Consider the following 16,735-nt stretch of genomic DNA (forward strand, 5'->3'; position numbering starts at 1 on the left):
CGTCGGGGGCGGATGGCTCCGCCCCGTGCGGTGCCGCTCATGCATGCCGAAGCCCGGACCGGAGAACTCCCGGTCCGGGCTTCCGCGTTGGCATCGGAGAGGCGCATTCTCCGCCACCGGCCAAGCTTTTGTGCTCAGTTGTCGCCGGAGTGCGACGGCCCGAAGAACTCGATCTCCGCGACGGCGACCTGCTTCTTCGGGGAGGTGTGGTACGCGGACTCGATGGTGAAGCGGACCTTGGTGACGTCGTCGTAACGGAAGTTGCGTGCCTGGCTGCCCGCCCCGTCGTCCAGGGTGAGCAGGCTGTGCGTGATCTCGCCGCTGGACCGCGTGACGGTGACGTCGATGCGGTGCGGGAGGGCCTGCTCGGTGTTCTTGTCGGCGCGCTTGGAGACGCCCGGGGTGACCAGCACGTTCAGCAGCCGGGTCGGGGAGTCGAAGGATGCCTCGATCCACTGGCCCTGGCCCGACTCGGAGACCCCCGGCCCCCACCAGGTGTTCTCGATCTTGTCGAAGGAGGAGTCCGGCTTGTGCCCCGAGTAGGAGCGGGAAGCGGAGACGTGGTCCGGGGAGAGGGGGGCGCGCTTGGCGAAGTGGTCGCGGGTCGCCCGGATGCCGTCGGGGATGTGGACGGCCGCCACGATCACCAGGGTCAGCACGATCGCCGCGCCGATCCAGCTCAGCACGCGGTCGAAGGTACGGCGCACCCGGGGCCGGTCGCCGGCCCACGGGGTCTCCCGGCTGCTGGAGTCGAACAGCCGGCGCCACCACGGCAGTCGGCGGCCCGGCGCGTGCTCGTCCCCCGCCATGGGCATCGCGCACCGGGTGCAGTAGTGCCGGTCGGGCCTGTTCCGGGTGCTGCACCAGGGGCAGGGCAGGCCCCCGTTGAAGCCGAGCTGCTCGCCCGGGGCCTGTACGGACTGCGGGCGCTGGGGGGCCGGCCGGCCGGGCAGGACCGGGGCGACGGACGGGGCCACCACGGGGCCGGGGTCGGCGACCGGGACGATGAGCCGGCGGGCGCGGTCCGACATGTCCCGCGCGTCCGCTCCTCCGTCGGCCGCTCCTGCGGGCCCTTCGTCCGCCGCCGCTCCGACGGGCCAGTCGTCCGCCACCGCTCCGGCTGCTCCGACGGGCCAGTCGTCCGCCGCCGCTCCGGCTGCTCCGGCCGGCCAGTCGTCCGCCGCCGCTCCGGCCGCTCCGCCGTCGGCGCGCCTGGCCGCCATGCGGGCCGCCCAGTCGTCCGTCACCCCCGGGACCTCCTGGGTGTCGGGCTCGTCGCGGTCGTCGTACGCGCCCTGCGCGGAGGGCCGGGTGCGCTCCGCCGGGGCGGCGTGTCCGCCGTCGTGCGCCTCATCGCGCGCACCGTTCCCCTCGGCGTCCCGTCGCTGCCGCGACTGCCGGGGCAGCCCCGCGCCGCCGCCGGAGCGGGCGAAGGCGTCCCACCCGGGTTCGGCGGACGGGGATGCGGCGGCCCGGCCGGCGGACGGGGGCGGCGTCGCGTGCCCGGCGGACGGGGGCGGGGTCGCCGGGCCGGCGGACGCCGCCTCCTGCGACGGCGCTCCGGCTGCCGCTCCCTGGGCGCGGGCGGTGCTCGCGGCGGCGGCCGGCGCCCCGCGGTCGGCCCAGCTCAGTACGGCCCCGCACGCGTCGCAGAACGACTGGCCCGGTTCCGCGCGGGTGCCGCATTCGGCGCAGTTCTGCGTGGTCATCTCTCCGAGGTCCTTTCGGACGGATCGCCGGCGGTCACCTGGACCGTGTACGGCATGTGGGCGGGCCGGGCGGCGGCCACGATGCCGTCCAGGCGGTGGTGGTCCGCCGTGGTCGGATCGGGCAGCGTCAGGTGTACGTGCAGATGGGGGCGCGGGCTGCCGGGGATCGGGCCGAGCGGGCGGGCGGTCCAGTCGGCCGCCCCGCTCTCGCTGATCTCCGGTGCGACGCCGAAGGCGAGCCGGACCGTCTCGGCCAGGCCGCGCCGGGTGCCGCGGATGCGGTGGAGGTACGCGGCGGTCGCCACGGCGGTGCGCAGCAGCGCCTCGGGTTCGGTGCCGTCGGTCTCCGCGCCGACCCAGGCGGTGAGCCACCGGACGAAGTCCACGGGTGCCAGCGAGGGCCGGAAGTAGGAGTCGACGCAGTCCAGCGCGGTGTGGATGGGTGCGACGACCTCGTCGAGTCCGGCGACGAAGCGCAGGGCGAGGTCGTCGTCGGCGAAGACGGCGGGCAGCATCGCGCCGATCGGCGCCGACGAACCGAGTCCGTCGATGGAGCCTCTCATCCGCGGCTCCCCCCGGTGCGGTCGCCGTCCGCCGAGTCCCCGATCACGCGGACGCGGTGGTCGTACGAGAACACCAGGGACGGCGGCGACAGGTCGATGCGGTTGGTCGCCTCGCCGCGCTTCCCGGTCAGCGGATCGGCGGGATACAGCACGACCTCGTCCACCAGCTCGACACCGGGAATCCGCTGGAGCACGGCGAAGGCCTCACCTGCCTGGACGGGCCGTCCGAACGGCCAGCCCCTGCCGTCGGCGCCGCCGGTCAGCGGGTCGAGGTGCTGGTAGAGGGCGTCGTGGACCCGTCGGCGTACCAGGTCGGTGTCGACGCCCCGGAAGGCGTGCACGGTGGCGACGACGGTGACGCCCTGGTAGAAGGGCGGGCCGACCGCCAACCTGGTCCCGATCAGGCGCCGTTCGTCCAGGTGACGGGTGATGCGTTCCAACAGCGCGTCACCGGGCACCAGTTGCTCGAACCGGAGGCGTCCGCCCGGGTCCGGTACGGCCTGCGGGACCACCAACACCCGTACCGCGTAGGCGCCGTACTCGCTCTCCTCGCCCTCCAGGCAGGTGATGCGCGCGGTCTCGGGCGCGGCCCGGCGGGCCAGCTCCTCGTAGTCGCGCAGGGTCACCGCACGCTCCTGGGCGCGCAGGGTGATCGGGGCGCGGACCTTCGCCTCCTCGACCGTCTCGCCGTCCACACCGCCGCGTGCGGCCTCACGGTTGACGACCTCGGAGACGTACGGGATGGAGGTGCGCAGGACCTGCACGGCGCCGCGCGCCACGTTGCCGGCCCGGCCGCCGCCGGTGCGGTAGCGGTGGGCGCGGACGGGTGAGCCCTTGGGGGCGGCCATCCCGTACCGGCGCAGGGTGCCGTCGGGTTCGCGCACCGCGGGCCCGAAGGCGATCTCGCCGGTGGCGGCATCCACGGTGACGTGGCGGTCGTCCGGGCCGGAGGCCGCGAAGTGCGGGACGACCTCCCAGTCCGTCCAGCCCTCGTGCTCGGCGGTCTGGAGCAGCACCGGCGGGGTGTCGCCGACCACGGGCGCGTGCGTGAGCCGCAGCCGCTGGCCGGGCAGCCCGGTGGACTCGCCGAGGGCTTCGTCGTAGACCGTCTCGGCGTGGACGACCGGGGCGGTCCCGCCGATGGTGAAACCCTCGGCGGAACGGACGGTGGGCGAGGTGGTGTAGAAGGGCTGGCCGGGCTGGGGTTCGGTGACCCGGCACCGCAGCCAGCCGGCCTCCTGGCCCGCGTTGCGGGAGAGCACGTGCCCGCCGGGGACGTGCAGGACCACCTCTCCGGGCCGGTTGAGGCCACCGGTGCCGTCCCGGTCGACCTCGCAGAGTTGCCAGCCGTCCTCGGTCCACGCCTCCCACACCAGGGGCGGCTGCCGCGGGTCCACGCCGACACCGTCGACCCTGCTGTCCAGTTCCAGGGCGACCGCGCAGTGCGGCACGGCGCTGGTCAGGCCCAGCAGCATGCAGTCGCCCGGGGAGGGCGACTCGGAGAAGCAGAGCACGTCCTTCCCGTCGTCGGCGAGGTCGTGCGTGCGGTCCAGGGCCGCCCCGCCCTGCCGTTGCACCAGGAGGTGGCTCAACGAGCTGCTCCATACGGTGAGTTCACGCTCGGTCGCGAAGACGACCGCCTCCTCGTCGCCGGTGCGCGGGGTCGCCACCTCGGTACCGAGCGGTACCGTCACCGGCTCCTCCTGCGGCGCGGAGAGCCAGAACGTCACGTCCGTACGGGCGGCGGAGGGCGGGAACAACGTGATGCCGACCAGGTCCAGGAAGGCCAGGTGGTTCTTCTCCGGCACCCGGTTGAGCCGGTAGACGACCTCGTCGGCCATGTGGGCGACCGTCTCGACGAGGGTGATGCCCGGGTCGGAGACGTTGTGGTCGGTCCACTCCGGGGCGCGCTGCTGGATGTAGCGCTTGGCGTCGTCGACGAACTGCTGGAAACGGCGGTCGTCGAGGTTCGGGGAGGGGAGGGCCATCAACGGTCGCTTTCGGGGGAGTCGTCCGGGCGGGGGCCGGTGTCGGGCTCGTCGTGGGACGGGATGACGTAGAACGGGAAGACGAGGCTGCGGGGGTTGTTGGTGCCGCGGATCGAGTAGCGGACGTCGATGTAGAGGACGGACTGGTCGGAGCCCACGGTGACCTCGACGTCGTCGACCTCGATGCGCGGTTCCCAGCGGTCGAGGCTGGCGTACACCTCGTGCTGGATCCGGCCCGCGGTCTGCTCGTTGACCGGGGCGAACACCAGGTCCTGGATGGCGCATCCGAAGTCCGGCCGCATCGGCCGTTCCCCGGGCGCCGTCGACAGGACCAGCCGGATCGCCTCCTCGACCTCCCGTTCCCCGCTGACCAGGGCGATCCCGCCGGTGGGACCGATGCGCAGGGGGAAGGACCAGCCGGACCCGACGAACTGCTCGGCCATCAGGCGTGCTCCTGGCTTCCGTTGGGGTTCTCGCTCATATCACCGGGATTCCGTTGGCCAGGAAGGCGGGGGACGTGACCAGGACCGTCGGGGCCTTGATGGTGGTGTTGACGGCCGAGGTGACCTGCACGGTTCCGCCGCCGGTGAGCATCGCGGCGCCCACGGCGCTCATGTTCAGGGCACCGACCGAGTTCAGCCCCAGCTCGCCCGCGGCCCTGACGTTGACCACGCCGCCGCCGCTGATGCTGAGCGGCCCGCCGCTCTTGATGGTCAGGGCGCGCCGGGCGCTGAGGGTCAGGTCGGTGCCGGCCTCCACCGAGACCGACCGGCTGCCCTTGATCTTCACCGTGCCCTTGCTGTCCACGACGATCTCGGTGTTGGTCCGGTCCAGGTGGATGGTCAGCTGTTGGTCGCCGGACGCCAGCCGGACGCCCTGTTTGCGGCCTCCGGTCTTCTGGCTGAGCAGGTCCATGCGGTTGCCGTCCCGGTCGGAGACGGTGTGCCGGGCCGCCTTCCGCCGGGTGGCGTCGTGCAGCGGCACGTCCTTCACGGGGGTGGGCACGTCCTTGCCGTTGTAGAGCCCGCCGATCACGAACGGGTGGTCCAGGGCGCCCCGGTCGAACCCGACGAGCACCTCGTCGTTGACGTCCAGCGGGAAGATCCCCCCACCGGCGAGGCCGCCCATCTGCACGGTGCGCGTCCAGTCGCTGACGTAGGTGTCGTCCAGCCACGGGAAACGCAGCCTGACCCGCCCCTGCTTCAACGGGTCGTTCACGTCCGTGACCAGCGCGTTGGCCACGCCGGGCAGCCGGGGCGCGGTCTCCGAGCCGCCGGAGGTGAGGCCGTAGAGCGAGCGCCACTGGCGTCCGCTGACCGTCACCCAGGTCTCGTAGTGCTTGCCGTCGCCGAACAGATGGCGCACCGAGGTGGCGGTGTACTTGCCTTCGAAGGGCTTGCCCACGTCGGCCAGGGCCACCGGAATGCCCGGCCGCAGCCTGGGGTTGCCGCGCGTGACGACCTCCACCTCGGCGAAGGAGGAGGTGATGTCGTCGGCGAGCGCGTCGGCGGCGAACTTCACCTCGGCCTGCTTGTCGTACGGGGTCCCCGTGTCGACCAGCGGGGCCGTACCGAACTTCCCGGCGGCGGCACCCGGGGTGGTCCCGATCCCGATGGCCGGGTTGGAGAGCGCGGGCGAGACCGCGGTGAGCTCCTTCTTCGTCGTGACGTCCCAGCCGCGCGCCTCGACCTTGCCGACCTGGTCGGCGGCGGTCACGGCGGCCCGCAGCCGCAGGATGTCGTGACCGGCCTGGAGCACGAAGGGGCTCTTGTCGCCGTCGGTGCTCGGCGAGGGCGCGCCGGAGGACGGCTCGGGCGACACGAACTGGAACTTGCCCTTCGCGTCGACGGACATCACCATCTCGTTCTCGTCGGCGAGCCGCGCGAGGAAGTCCCAGTCGGTGACGTTGGACTGGCTGATGAACTCGTACACCGTCTTCGTCGACTGGATCCGCCCGATGGGCACCCCGTCCTGGGCGGCCAGCTTCCGGGCGATGTCGGACGCGGTCTGGTTGCGGAAAGCGGTCACCCGGCGCCGGCGCAGCAGGCGGTGCCCGAGGTCGTACCCCCGGACCACGGCGAAGGTGCCGGTGCCGTCGTAGTCGACCTCCAGGCCGGTGACCTCACCGGTCAGCAGGGGATCGCCGGCTCCGTGCCCGTCGGCGATCGGTGTGATGACCACTGGGGTACCGAAGGTGACCCCGAGCTTGCCGAGGATCGTCCGGTACGGGTCCCGGAAGGTGAGCCGGAAGGCGGCGGGAACACCCATCCCCTGGTCCACATGGCTCTCGACCAGGGAGTCGGTGAGATCGGGCGGCACCTTGGCGCCGCCGATCAGGACGTCGACGACACTCGAGTACGCGGCGCGCACCATCAGCCACGCACCTCCTCTGCGGACGGCATGATCAATTCGGTACCGGGGGGCAGGACCCGGGGATCGTCGATCCCGTTGGCCCGCGCGATCGACCGCCAGGCGGCGGCGCTCCCGTACTCCCGCCAGGCCAGCGACTGCAGCGAGTCGCCGGCCACGACCCGGTGGACGCGCTGCGCGGTGAGCGCGCCGGACGTCGGGTTCTGGCCCCTGGTCTTGCTGGGGATCTCGGTCAGCTGCAACCGGGCGGTGGCCCGGATGGGGACGCCCGTCGTGCCGAAGACCGTGTACGAGACGTCGACGGAGCTGATGTAGGCGGTGAACCGGACCGTCGAGAACGCCCCCCACTGGAAGACGACCCACGGCGGCGAGGGCTTCTTGGCGCCGATGCTGCGCAGGGTCACCTCGCAGCAGTCGAGCAGCGACTCCACCTTCTTCAGCACGGTGTTGCCGGTCGGCTTGTCGGAGGAGTCGAGGAAGATCTCCAGACCCATCTGCATCGCCTCGACACCCATGAACTCCGGCTTCGCACCCGTCCGTTCGATCTGCGCCGGAGTGGCCGTCCACAACGCCCGCCGACTCAGCGAGAGTTGCGCCGGGTTGAAGTCGAAGGCGAAGGTCTCGATGATCCCGCCGGGCGTCATGCTGTCGCCCACCGGAGGTTCGTGGATCGCCAGGTTGGCGCGTACGAGGCTCTTGCCGGCGCCCTTGCTGCCCTTGGCCATGGTGTCGGCCGCCTCTCAGTTCGTGAATCCGTGGTGGACGATCTCCAGGACCTCGGTCGCCACGGCCGGGCTCCCGGGGTCGAGGGTCGGCCCGGTCCACCGCACCGGAAGCACGTCGATCAGCCCCCAGCTGGCCACCTCCGACCCGTCCGCCCGCAGCGCCGCGATCTGCGCGGTGGGCCGGGTGATCCCGGTCTGCACGGACGAGATCCACTTGGCGACCTTCGCCGTGTCCGGGGTGAGGGGACGGGTCAGCCGGATCGTGGAGAAGGTGACCCGGGTCGGCAGCGCCCACACGAAACCGTTGTTGCCGCCCTCCTGGTGGTGCTCGATCTCCACCTCGGAGGACAGTCCCTCGCACCCGTTGAAGTAGCCGAGGCTCTCGCCGTCGATGCTGAGGGAGAACCAGATGGTGGAGCCCGGATCCAGGCTGGAGGGCATCGCGGCGGACCTTTCTCTCTGTCGTGCGTGCGGGGCGGTTCGGGGCGGTTCGGGGCGGCTGTGCCGGCGGTGTCCGGCCGTGGCCGGCGGGGTCAGCGGCGCGGGTCGCGGAGCTTTCCGATCCGCTCGCGGTCCAGCCGGAGTTCGGTGCGGATCAGCCTGGTGATCCGGCCGATGAGCTGGTGCGCGAGCGCGTCGAGCTGGAACTCGGTGAGCTCCTTGGGATCGAACGTGTTGTCGGGGACCGTCCTGTACTCCGGCGGCGGGTCGTACGGAGGCGGCGCGTACGACCCCGAGGCGGCGGCGGGGGCGTAGGGGGGCGGCGGTCCGGCCGGCGTGTACGGCGGCGGCGAGGGCGGGCGCACGGGCGGCGCGGTGTGCATGAAGGGCCCGGCGACCGTGGCCGCCGCGGCGGCGGCGAGGCTGCCGATCGCGGACGAGCCGGACCGGGGCGGGGTCGTTCGGGTTCCCCCCTTGGAGTGTTTGCCGAAGAGCCGCTGGACGACCGGCATCGGGGCCGCCGGAGACGGGTGCGCCGCAGGGGCCGGGAGCGGCGCCACGACGGCGGCGGAGTGGCCGGCCGCGGACCGGGCCTGGGCCGCCGGACGACGCAGCGGCACCACCTTCGCGGGAGCCGCCGCGACAGCGCGCTGGAGCACGGCCGGGAGCGGCCCGGCCGGCAGCGGCGACCGTACGGAGCCGGGCGCGGCTGCGGGCAGAGGCGGCGAGGACGGTGAAGCCGGGGCCGGTGAAGCCGGGGCCGGTGAAGCCGGGGCCGGTGAAGCCGGGGCCGGTGAAGCCGGGGCCGGTGAAGCCGGGGCCGGTGGAGCCGACGGCTCCTGGAGTACGGGGAGTTGGGCCTGCTGGACCGGGGGCCGCGCCGCCGGAGACCGCGGTGTCCCTGCCTGCGGCAGCGGGGGCAGTGAGGGCAGCGGGGGCCGCGACTCCGCCGGGGACCGCTGCACGAAGGGAAGCGGCGGGACCGGCGGAAGGGCGTGGGCGACAGGTGCCCCGGCCGTACGCGGAGCCGTACGCGGGAGCCGGGCGGACATCGGCGCGGCATCCGTGGGCACGGCCCGCATCGGGGCGCCGAGGGGCGAGCGCCGCACGGTCACCGGAGACGGGACCGGGGCCGGGGCCGGGGTGCCGCTCGCGGACGGGGCCGGGGCGGCAACGGCCCGCTGCACGACGGAGGCCGGAGCGGAAGTGCGTACCGGAGGAGCGACCGGCTCCGCCGTCGCGTCCGGGGCGACGGGCGCGGCGGCAGGCCGGACGGAGGGCGCGGCACCCGCCGGGCCAGGCAAGGACGCGCGCGCCGCCGGTGCCGAGGTGATCGGAGCCCCCAGGCCCGCGCGCGACGGCGGACGGGCGGCGCTCCCCGGTACGGGGGCGGCGGCCCGGCCCGGAACGCCGGAGGGGGCCGCCGCCCGCTGGACGACGGGGGTGCCGGGTCGCACGGGGATACCGGCCGGGGCTGTCGCCCCGGACGCGGGCGCGGGGGACGTCGCCGGGGCGGTGGGCTCACGCACCGGCCCCGGTCCGGCCGCCGGGGCGGGCCCGGTCGTCGGGGCGGGCCCCGTCGGCCGACCGGACTGGGCGGACTGACCCGACTGACCGGACTGACCGGACTGACCGGACTGAGCGGACTGCGCGGGCCGACCGGACCGGGCGGGCGCGGCGGGGCCGGGTGCCGGGGTGCCCGGGTGGGCGGAGGCGCGTTGGACGGCGGCCCCCGGGACCGGCGGAGCCACCGGTACCGGGCCGGACGGCGTCCCGGCGGGGGTGCCGGACGGCGTCCCGGACGTGGAGCGGGGGCCGCCCGGTGCCGTCGGCATGGAGCCTGACGCCGCAGCAGCGGTACGGGATGGGGCCGTCGGATCGCCGCCGGGCCGCCGCGCCGACGTCGCGGGGCCTCCCGGCAGCCCGCCGGGCGTGGCCGACGGGGGCTGCTGGGGGGTGCGGCCGGACGACGCGGACCGCGGCCGCGCGCTGTCGGGCGCTCGCTGGACGACGGGCAGCGGCCCTGCCGTACGCGCGACGGGCGCGACCGGGGCTGCCGAGGGCAGGGCCGCACCGGAAGCGGCCCCGTCCGACCTCGGTGAAGGCGTGCCGTGCGGGGGCTGCTCGCCCCCGGCGTCGCTCCGCACGGCGGCAGCACGCCCGCCGGGAACGTCACCGGCGACGGTGTGCCGCACCGGGACATCGCCGGTCGTCGCGTGCCGCACCGGAACGTCGGCCGTCGCCGCACGCTGCACCGGAACGTCGTCGGCCACCGCACGACGGCCCGCAGCACCCTGACGCGCCGCCCCCGCGTCGCCACCGGCGGAAGGGCCCGGCGCGACCGGAGGCCGGGCGGGACCGGAGGCCGTACCGGCCGGGGCCCCGGCGTCATCGCCACGGCCACGCCGCCCCGAGCCGCCGTCCGGGGAGGGGCTGCCGACAGGCCCGACGGCCCCCGGCGCGGGGTCCCCGACCGGCACTGCGGGTGCTGCGGAGACGGCCGGCGCCGCGGGCACCGGGCCCGTCGGATGCCGGGTCGGCTGCACGGCCGAACGCTGCGCCACCGAAGGCTGCACGGCCGAAGCCCGCACCACCGAAGGCTGCGTCACCGAAGGCCGCACCGTCGGCGGCTGCGCGGCTGACCGCTGCACGGCCGGACCGGAACCCGCGCGGCTGGAAAGCGCCGGACCGGGCCCCGCGCTCGCCGGACCGGGCCCCGCCGGACCGGGACTGGCACCCGCCGGACCAGGGCCCGCCGGGCCGGAACCTCCGCCCGAGGACGCCCCCGCCGTACCGCCTTCACGCGGTGCGGCCTCTCGCCGCGCCGGGACGGCGGGCGGTTCGGTGCCGGAGGCCGCACCGGCGGGGTGGGCCTGGGGCCCGGGAGCCCCGCCGGACGTCCGCGCGGCGCCGCTCGCCGGGGCGCCGCCCGCGGCGACCGCACCCGTGGGAGCCACGCTCCGGCGGGCGACCGGCAGGGACCGCCGCTGTACCGCCGCCCCGGGCTGCGCCCGCGTCAGGGGCGCCGGCCGGGGCGAGGCGCTCGCCGGGACCGGTGTCACCCGCAGACCCGCGTGCGGCGGGACGGACGGAGCCGGGGCCCCGGGGTGAGGCGCACCGGCATGACGTACCGGCACCGGCACCGGCACCGGCACCGGGGCGGAAGCGCGTTGGACGGCGGCCCCCGGGGCCTGGGCGGGTCCGGCCACGGGGCCCGGACCGGTCGTCGCGGCGCTGCCGCGTCCCGCCCGTACCGCCTCCGCACCCGGGCCGGGGACCGGCGGGGCGCTCCGCTGCACGGCCGGGACCGGGGCCGTCACCGGGCGCCCGGTGCCCGTCCGCTGGACGGCAGGGCCCGGGACGGCGGGGCCGGAGCCGGCGGGGCCAAGGGCGGGCGCGGGCTGTCCGGGCGCACCCGGGAGGCTCGCGGGGAGGGCCCGCAGCGGGACCGCCGGGGCGCGCTGCACCATGGCGTCGTTGCCCGCCAACGGCAGTGTGCCCGCACGGCGTTCGAGACCGGGTACGGGCCGGGCCGACGCCGGGACCGTACCGCCGCCGAGCACCGAGGCCGACCGGCCGTCCAGGACCGCGTGGGACGCGGTACCCATGAACGACGGGTTCTGCCAGGTCGGCAGCCGGCCGCCGAACCCGGGGTCCGCGACTCCTGCCGGGCCGGTGGCCACGGCACGCCGGATCGGCGGCAGGCCGGTCCAGGACGCGGCGACCGGTGCACGGCCGCCCGCCGGCCCGGCCGCGGCCGTCCGGCCCGCGTCGGCGCCGCCGTGCGCGGACTCCGCCGCGCCTTCGGACGGCACGGCCGCCATGCCCGTGCCCGTACTCGACGCGGCATCCGCGCCCGTACGCGCACCGCCCGCCCGCCCGGACGTGAACCGGTCCAGGAACCCCACGGCTCAGCCCTCCGCGCCTGCGCGCGTCACGAAGGACGCGATCTGGTCGGTGTAGCGGCGGCGGTCCTGGTGTTCGAGGTCCAGGATCTGCTCCAGGCTCCAGTGGAAGTGGTAGGCGACGTACGCGATCTCCTCGTGCAGCCGGTCGTTCGCGTACGTCACGATTCCCCCAGGCGGCTCCCGCCGAGTTCGACCTCGAAGGGTTCGGAGCAGTGCGGGCATTCCACCGACGCGCGGGTGTGGCCCTCCGCGTTGATCTGACGGTAGAAGTCCTGCAGGAAGGCCAGGTCGGAGGCGAACATGTTCTCCACGATGCCGTCGTGGATCATCGGCAACGTGCCGAGCCGGGTGATCACCCGGCCCAGCAGCACCACCGACAGGAACGCCGGGTTCTCCTGGACGCGCACGTCGCGCAGCGGGACGAGTTCGTCGCGCGCCGTCGAGAGCCGCATGACCCCGTCCCGGTGGACGGTGCCCGACTCGTCCACGTAACCACGCGGCAGCTGGAACGCGAACTCGGTGCGCAGCTCGTAGCGTTGCTGCTGCTGCGGCTGCGGCACCTGCTCCTGCTGCGGCGGTTGCGGGAGCCGCGCGGCGGGCTGCGCGTCGGGTACGGCGGTGGGCGCGGGCAGCGCCTCCTCCGCACCGGGCTCCGGGGCGAACCCGCCGGCCCTGGCGGCCGAACGGCGCATTACTCGATGACCAGTTCTTCGAACACGATGGTGACCGTCTCGGTGAGCGCGGACGCCTCGCCGGCCTTCACCGTGCTCGCGTCGATCTTGCTGCACCAGGCGTTGCGCAGGTGGTAGCGCTTCACCGGGTTGTTCTGGAAGTCCATCATGATGATGGAGGCGTTCTTGCGGGCCGTGGTCATCTGGCCGGAGATCGACTGGTTGATCCACTGGGTGAACGAAGCCGACTGCGTCATACCGCGGATGACCGTGCAGGTGCCGTTCTTCTTCACACCCGGCATGTTCTTGACCACGTTCTGGCCGTTGGGGGTGTTCTGCTGGTAGGTGATGACGTCCTGCTCGATGCTCATGCCACTGACCTCGGCGAGGTACTCGACCATGACACCGTCGATCTGCAGGCCGAAATTGTGCGAGGTGAGGGCGTCACCCGGCTGGAGACTCATGTGTTCGCTGTCCTTGTGAAGGTCTGTGGGATGGCGCTACGGCGGTGAAGCCGACCGGGCCCGGGACCGCGACCGGGTCGAAGCCCGAGGCCCGGGTGGTGACCTGCCGGGAGCGGCCGGTCACCACCAGGATCGGCTGCTATTCCTCCAGCTCTCCGTTGCCGCTGGAGAACTGGGCCAGTCGGAAGATCACGAACTCGGCGGGCTTGACCGGCGCGATGCCGATCTCGCACACCACGCGGCCGACGTCGACCGACTCCGGCGGGTTGGTCTCCTCGTCGCACTTGACGTAGAAGGCCTCCTCGGGGCGCTGGCCGAAGAGGGCGCCGCTGCGCCACTCGTTGGTCAGGAACGCCGAGATGTTGCGCCGGATACGCGCCCACAGGGCGTGGTCGTTCGGCTCGAACACCACCCACTGGGTACCGAGGAGGATCGACTCCTCCAGGTAGTTGAAGTAGCGGCGGATGTTCAGGTAGCGCCAGGCCGGGTCCGAGGAGACGGTACGGGCACCCCAGATGCGGATACCGCGGCCGGGGAAGGCCCGGATGCAGTTGACGCCGATCGGGTTGAGCAGGTCCTGCTCACCGCGGGTGATCTGGGTCTCCAGGTCCACCGCGCCGCGCACGACCTCGTTGGCGGGAGCCTTGTGCACACCGCGCTCGGAGTCGTTGCGGGCCCAGATGCCGGCGACGTGGCCGCTCGGCGGGATCAGTACCGACTGCCCGGCGGACGGGTCGAAGGACTTGATCCACGGGTAGTACAGAGCCGCGTACTTGGAGTCGTAACCGGCCGTCTCCTGGCGCCACACCCGGATCTGACGCGCGTTCAGGCTGGGCGGCGGGTCGATGACCGCGACCCGGTCGCCCATGAGCTCGCAGTGCGCGATCAGCCCCAACTGGACCGCCTTGACGGCCTCCAGGTCGATCGCGCCGCGCTGGTAGGCGGCCATCAGGTCGGGCACCGCGACCATGGAGATCTCGTCGATGGCCTCCAGGCCGCCGAAGCCCGTGCGGTCCGCGGAGTCGCCCAGGTAGCGGGCCGCTCCGGGGTACGACTCGGTGGCCGAGGCGGCGGGCACGGCGGGGGCGGCGGCCGGCGGGGCCACGAGGGCCACCGTCTGCGCGTCCGGCCGGACCAGCTGCCCGGCGGGCGCGGCCTCGGCCACGGTGATGAGCTTGGAGCGCTCCTTCACCTGCGTGACGACGTAGGTACGGCCGCCCTTCTTGGCGGACACGTCGAAGGTCTCGACGGCCTTGTCCCCGTCCTTGACCGTCAGCTTGAACCGGTCGGCCGGGCTGTCGTCCTCCGGGAGCGTCACCTCGACGCTGAGCGCGCCGCTCGCGCCGGGCGCGATGGCCGCGACCGAGAACCCGCCGAGCGGCCGGAACTCTCCGGCCTCCAGCGCCGCCGGGGCGGTGGAAGCCTTCACGGCGGCGCGGCCGGAGCCGGCCGGGCCGTCGGAGGACGCCCCCTCGGTGGAGCCGCCCACGCGGACCACGTAGGCCGCGGAGCCGCCGTTGTTGAAGAAGCCGTAGACGGAGTGCGCGAGGTAGTACCCGTCGGTGAATTCACCGAACGACGCCACGTACTGGCTCCAGTTGGTGACCAGGGTCGGCTCGTTCAGCGGACCGCTCGGCGCGAGCCCCACGAAGGCGGCGACCGATGTGCCCACTCCCTCGATGGGACGCGAGCCGCTGGCCACCTCCTCGACGTAGACGCCGGGCGACAGATAGGACGGCATGTTCTGCTCTCCTCGGGGTACGAGACAGGAACCACTGTCACTCTCCCCCGTGCGGGAGAGCCGCCGAAACGTCCTCCGGGACCTGTTCGGGGGCACGGATGCTGCCCTTGTGGGCAGTTACTGGTCCCCGCCCGGCGCGGGAGTGATGACGCGTCAGCCGCGCCCCGGTTTCCGCCTCCTCCGTTCCGGGCGGAGGACTCCCTCCGTACCGGCCGGGGAGTGGCAGGTCTTCGGCCGGAGCGGGCCGGATGGAAGCTCCCACAGCTCCGGTTCTCTGCCTACCACGGCCCGCCCGTCCCCCGTAAGGGCCTCCCGGGCACACCGGGGGGCAGCCGGTCGCTCTTCGGGGAAGGCCGTACGGCCGATGAGGCAGCCCGTCGGCCCCTGCGGCCGACCGCCTCTGCCCGCGATCACCTGACCGGCGTCCGGACGCTGGCCTAGCGTGAACGGGTGAGCCTATGGACTTCTCTCGAACCCGCGTCGGCCACGGTCGATCCCGGCAGCAGCACCACCGTACGACTCCGTCTGCGCAACACCGGTGACGTAGTGGACGAATACCGCTTCGACGCGGTCGGCGACATCGCCCCCTGGACCACCGTCGAACCACCCACCCTGCGCCTCTACCCCGGAACCACCGGCACGGTCGAGCTGAGGTTCGCACCCCCACGCACACCCGACGCCACCGCGGGCCCCAACCCCTACGCCATCCGCATCACCCCCACCGAACACCCCGAAGCAACCACCGCGCCCGAGGGCAACCTCACCATCACCCCCTTCACCGAACTCCGCGCCGAACTCGTCCCCCCCACCGTCAAAGGCCGATTCCGCGGACGCCCCAAACTCGCCATCGACAACCTCGGCAACACCAAACTCACCGCCTCCCTCGGCGGCACCGACAACGGCGACCAACTCACCTACGAACTCCGCCCCAGCAACATCCAGATAGAACCCGGCCGCGCCGCCTTCATCACCACCACCCTCAAACCCCGCACCCTCATCTGGTTCGGCCCCAAAGAACAACGCCCCTACACCCTCACCGTCCAACGCTCCGGAACCACACCCCTCCCCGTCGACGGCACCTTCGTCCAACGCGGCTTCCTCCCCCGCTGGCTCGCCACCATCCTCGGCATCCTCATCGCCCTCACCATCACCTTCCTCGCCCTCTGGTTCGGCCACAAACCCACCATCGCCAGCGGCACCACCGAAAAACTCGTCGAAGCCGGCGCCACCCTCGCACCCAGCCCCACCCCCCAAGCCACCCTCGCCCCACCACCCCCAACCACCGCACCCACCACCGAACCCGCCCAACCCACCCACGACACACAGCCCGCATCGGGCGGAGGCGGCGGGGGAGATTCCTCGGACCCGAAGCCCCCCGAGGTACCGGAGCCGATCGGGCAGTGGCTGGTCAGGCCCGGCGCCCTGGGCAAGGACGAAACCGGCACCCACCCGCTCACCGTGACCGACGTGGCCGGTGCCGACGGGCACGGTGGCGCCGGCGCGTTCAACGGTTCGAGCAGCCAGATGATCTCGAACGGCCCGGTGGTGCCCACCGGACCGGGCAGCAGTTTCACGATCTCGGCATGGGTGTACCTCGACACCACCGCTCACTTCTCCACCGCGGTCAGCCAGAGCGGGACGCACAACAGCGCCTTCTACCTCCAGTTCTCCCCGGGCGAGAAGCGCTGGGCGTTCTCCCGGACACGCTCGGACGGCGGCGACAACGCCGCGATCGGCTACCGCGCGCTCTCCCTGGCCCCGGCGGCCCTGCACACCTGGACCCACCTGGTCGGTGTCTTCGACGGAGCGACCGGCACCCAGACGCTCTACGTCGACGGCGCCCCCCAGGGCTCCGTGCAGGACGCCTACCCGTTCACGACCACCGGCGCCTTCATCATCGGCCGGGCGAGGTACGCGGACGCCGACGCCGACAAGTTCGACGGGCGGATCAACGAGGTCGCGGCGTGGGACCAGGCACTCACCCGCGAGCAGATCAACGAGATTCCCTGAGCCCGGCCCGCCTGTGGAGGTGCCCCGGGATACGCCCGGGTGACGCCCCCGGGTGACGCCCCCGGTTGATACGCCCGGTTGATACGCCCGGGTGATACGCCCGGGTGATACGCCCGGGTGATACGCCCGGGTGATGCCCCCGGGA

The 16,735-nt window shown here is 73.7% G+C and carries 14 protein-coding genes; 2 read left to right on the forward strand and 12 right to left on the reverse strand.

What is annotated here, in order from left to right; translation table 11 throughout:
* Positions 1–134 precede the first annotated feature (134 nt).
* The 8 genes from ACFZAX_RS03160 to ACFZAX_RS03195 all read right to left on the reverse strand — a co-directional run bounded on the left by ACFZAX_RS03160 (position 135) and on the right by ACFZAX_RS03195 (position 8,455).
* The gene (locus tag ACFZAX_RS03160; RefSeq protein ID WP_390958570.1) at positions 135–1,709 is read right to left on the reverse strand and encodes an NADase-type glycan-binding domain-containing protein; all 1,575 of its coding nucleotides are present in this window, start codon (positions 1,707–1,709) and stop codon (positions 135–137) included.
* Complete coding sequence (locus ACFZAX_RS03165) at positions 1,706–2,272, reverse strand: phage tail protein (protein ID WP_390958572.1); 567 nt, start codon at positions 2,270–2,272, stop codon at positions 1,706–1,708. Before ACFZAX_RS03165 ends, ACFZAX_RS03160 begins: the two co-directional genes overlap by 4 nt.
* Positions 2,269–4,260: a putative baseplate assembly protein gene (locus tag ACFZAX_RS03170; protein ID WP_390958574.1), complete on the reverse strand. Its 1,992-nt coding sequence runs from the start codon at positions 4,258–4,260 to the stop codon at positions 2,269–2,271. Before ACFZAX_RS03170 ends, ACFZAX_RS03165 begins: the two co-directional genes overlap by 4 nt.
* Entirely contained in the window at positions 4,260–4,703 is a 444-nt protein-coding gene (locus ACFZAX_RS03175; protein WP_390958576.1) for a GPW/gp25 family protein, read from the reverse strand. Before ACFZAX_RS03175 ends, ACFZAX_RS03170 begins: the two co-directional genes overlap by 1 nt.
* A gap of 34 nt (positions 4,704–4,737) precedes the next feature.
* A complete protein-coding gene (locus ACFZAX_RS03180) occupies positions 4,738–6,633 on the reverse strand; it encodes a VgrG-related protein (protein WP_390958577.1) in 1,896 nt (631 codons plus the stop codon).
* Positions 6,633–7,355 carry a LysM peptidoglycan-binding domain-containing protein gene (locus tag ACFZAX_RS03185; RefSeq protein ID WP_390958579.1) on the reverse strand — a complete coding sequence of 241 codons (723 nt, stop codon included), beginning with the start codon at positions 7,353–7,355 and terminating at the stop codon, positions 6,633–6,635. Before ACFZAX_RS03185 ends, ACFZAX_RS03180 begins: the two co-directional genes overlap by 1 nt.
* A gap of 15 nt (positions 7,356–7,370) precedes the next feature.
* Positions 7,371–7,796, reverse strand: coding sequence for a phage tail protein (locus ACFZAX_RS03190; RefSeq protein ID WP_390958581.1), 426 nt, complete (start codon positions 7,794–7,796; stop codon positions 7,371–7,373).
* A gap of 92 nt (positions 7,797–7,888) precedes the next feature.
* A complete protein-coding gene (locus ACFZAX_RS03195; protein WP_390958583.1) occupies positions 7,889–8,455 on the reverse strand; it encodes a hypothetical protein in 567 nt (188 codons plus the stop codon).
* A gap of 547 nt (positions 8,456–9,002) precedes the next feature.
* On the opposite strand from ACFZAX_RS03195, the gene ACFZAX_RS03200 reads away from it, so the two are divergent.
* Complete coding sequence (locus tag ACFZAX_RS03200; RefSeq protein WP_390958585.1) at positions 9,003–9,401, forward strand: hypothetical protein; 399 nt, start codon at positions 9,003–9,005, stop codon at positions 9,399–9,401.
* Positions 9,402–11,707: 2,306 nt separating this feature from the next.
* Here ACFZAX_RS03200 and ACFZAX_RS03205 read toward each other — a convergent pair.
* The 4 genes from ACFZAX_RS03205 to ACFZAX_RS03220 form a co-directional block, all read right to left on the reverse strand.
* A complete protein-coding gene (locus ACFZAX_RS03205) occupies positions 11,708–11,866 on the reverse strand; it encodes a DUF6760 family protein (RefSeq protein ID WP_266707268.1) in 159 nt (52 codons plus the stop codon).
* A complete protein-coding gene (locus ACFZAX_RS03210; protein ID WP_390958587.1) occupies positions 11,863–12,396 on the reverse strand; it encodes a hypothetical protein in 534 nt (177 codons plus the stop codon). The genes ACFZAX_RS03205 and ACFZAX_RS03210 overlap by 4 nt, the downstream gene beginning before the upstream one ends.
* Positions 12,396–12,839, reverse strand: a complete 444-nt coding sequence (locus tag ACFZAX_RS03215) for a phage tail protein (protein WP_327177127.1) — start codon at positions 12,837–12,839, stop codon at positions 12,396–12,398. The genes ACFZAX_RS03210 and ACFZAX_RS03215 overlap by 1 nt, the downstream gene beginning before the upstream one ends.
* A gap of 139 nt (positions 12,840–12,978) precedes the next feature.
* Complete coding sequence (locus ACFZAX_RS03220) at positions 12,979–14,580, reverse strand: phage tail sheath subtilisin-like domain-containing protein (protein ID WP_390958589.1); 1,602 nt, start codon at positions 14,578–14,580, stop codon at positions 12,979–12,981.
* Between the two features lie 450 nt (positions 14,581–15,030).
* Here ACFZAX_RS03220 and ACFZAX_RS03225 point away from each other — a divergent pair, with 450 nt between their 5' ends.
* Positions 15,031–16,590, forward strand: a complete 1,560-nt coding sequence (locus tag ACFZAX_RS03225) for a LamG-like jellyroll fold domain-containing protein (protein ID WP_390958591.1) — start codon at positions 15,031–15,033, stop codon at positions 16,588–16,590.
* Positions 16,591–16,735: the final 145 nt, after the last annotated feature.

Origin of the sequence: Streptomyces sp. NPDC008125 (assembly GCF_042957125.1) — a bacterium.
Classification (GTDB): domain Bacteria; phylum Actinomycetota; class Actinomycetes; order Streptomycetales; family Streptomycetaceae; genus Streptomyces.

Coding starts and splice junctions, on each gene's coding strand:
- ACFZAX_RS03160 (WP_390958570.1), bottom strand. CDS start 1,709: ATGACCACGCAGAACTGCGCCGAATGCGGCACCCGCGCGGAACCGGGC.
- ACFZAX_RS03165 (WP_390958572.1), bottom strand. CDS start 2,272: ATGAGAGGCTCCATCGACGGACTCGGTTCGTCGGCGCCGATCGGCGCG.
- ACFZAX_RS03170 (WP_390958574.1), bottom strand. CDS start 4,260: ATGGCCCTCCCCTCCCCGAACCTCGACGACCGCCGTTTCCAGCAGTTC.
- ACFZAX_RS03175 (WP_390958576.1), bottom strand. CDS start 4,703: ATGGCCGAGCAGTTCGTCGGGTCCGGCTGGTCCTTCCCCCTGCGCATC.
- ACFZAX_RS03180 (WP_390958577.1), bottom strand. CDS start 6,633: ATGGTGCGCGCCGCGTACTCGAGTGTCGTCGACGTCCTGATCGGCGGC.
- ACFZAX_RS03185 (WP_390958579.1), bottom strand. CDS start 7,355: ATGGCCAAGGGCAGCAAGGGCGCCGGCAAGAGCCTCGTACGCGCCAAC.
- ACFZAX_RS03190 (WP_390958581.1), bottom strand. CDS start 7,796: ATGCCCTCCAGCCTGGATCCGGGCTCCACCATCTGGTTCTCCCTCAGC.
- ACFZAX_RS03210 (WP_390958587.1), bottom strand. CDS start 12,396: ATGCGCCGTTCGGCCGCCAGGGCCGGCGGGTTCGCCCCGGAGCCCGGT.
- ACFZAX_RS03215 (WP_327177127.1), bottom strand. CDS start 12,839: ATGAGTCTCCAGCCGGGTGACGCCCTCACCTCGCACAATTTCGGCCTG.
- ACFZAX_RS03220 (WP_390958589.1), bottom strand. CDS start 14,580: ATGCCGTCCTATCTGTCGCCCGGCGTCTACGTCGAGGAGGTGGCCAGC.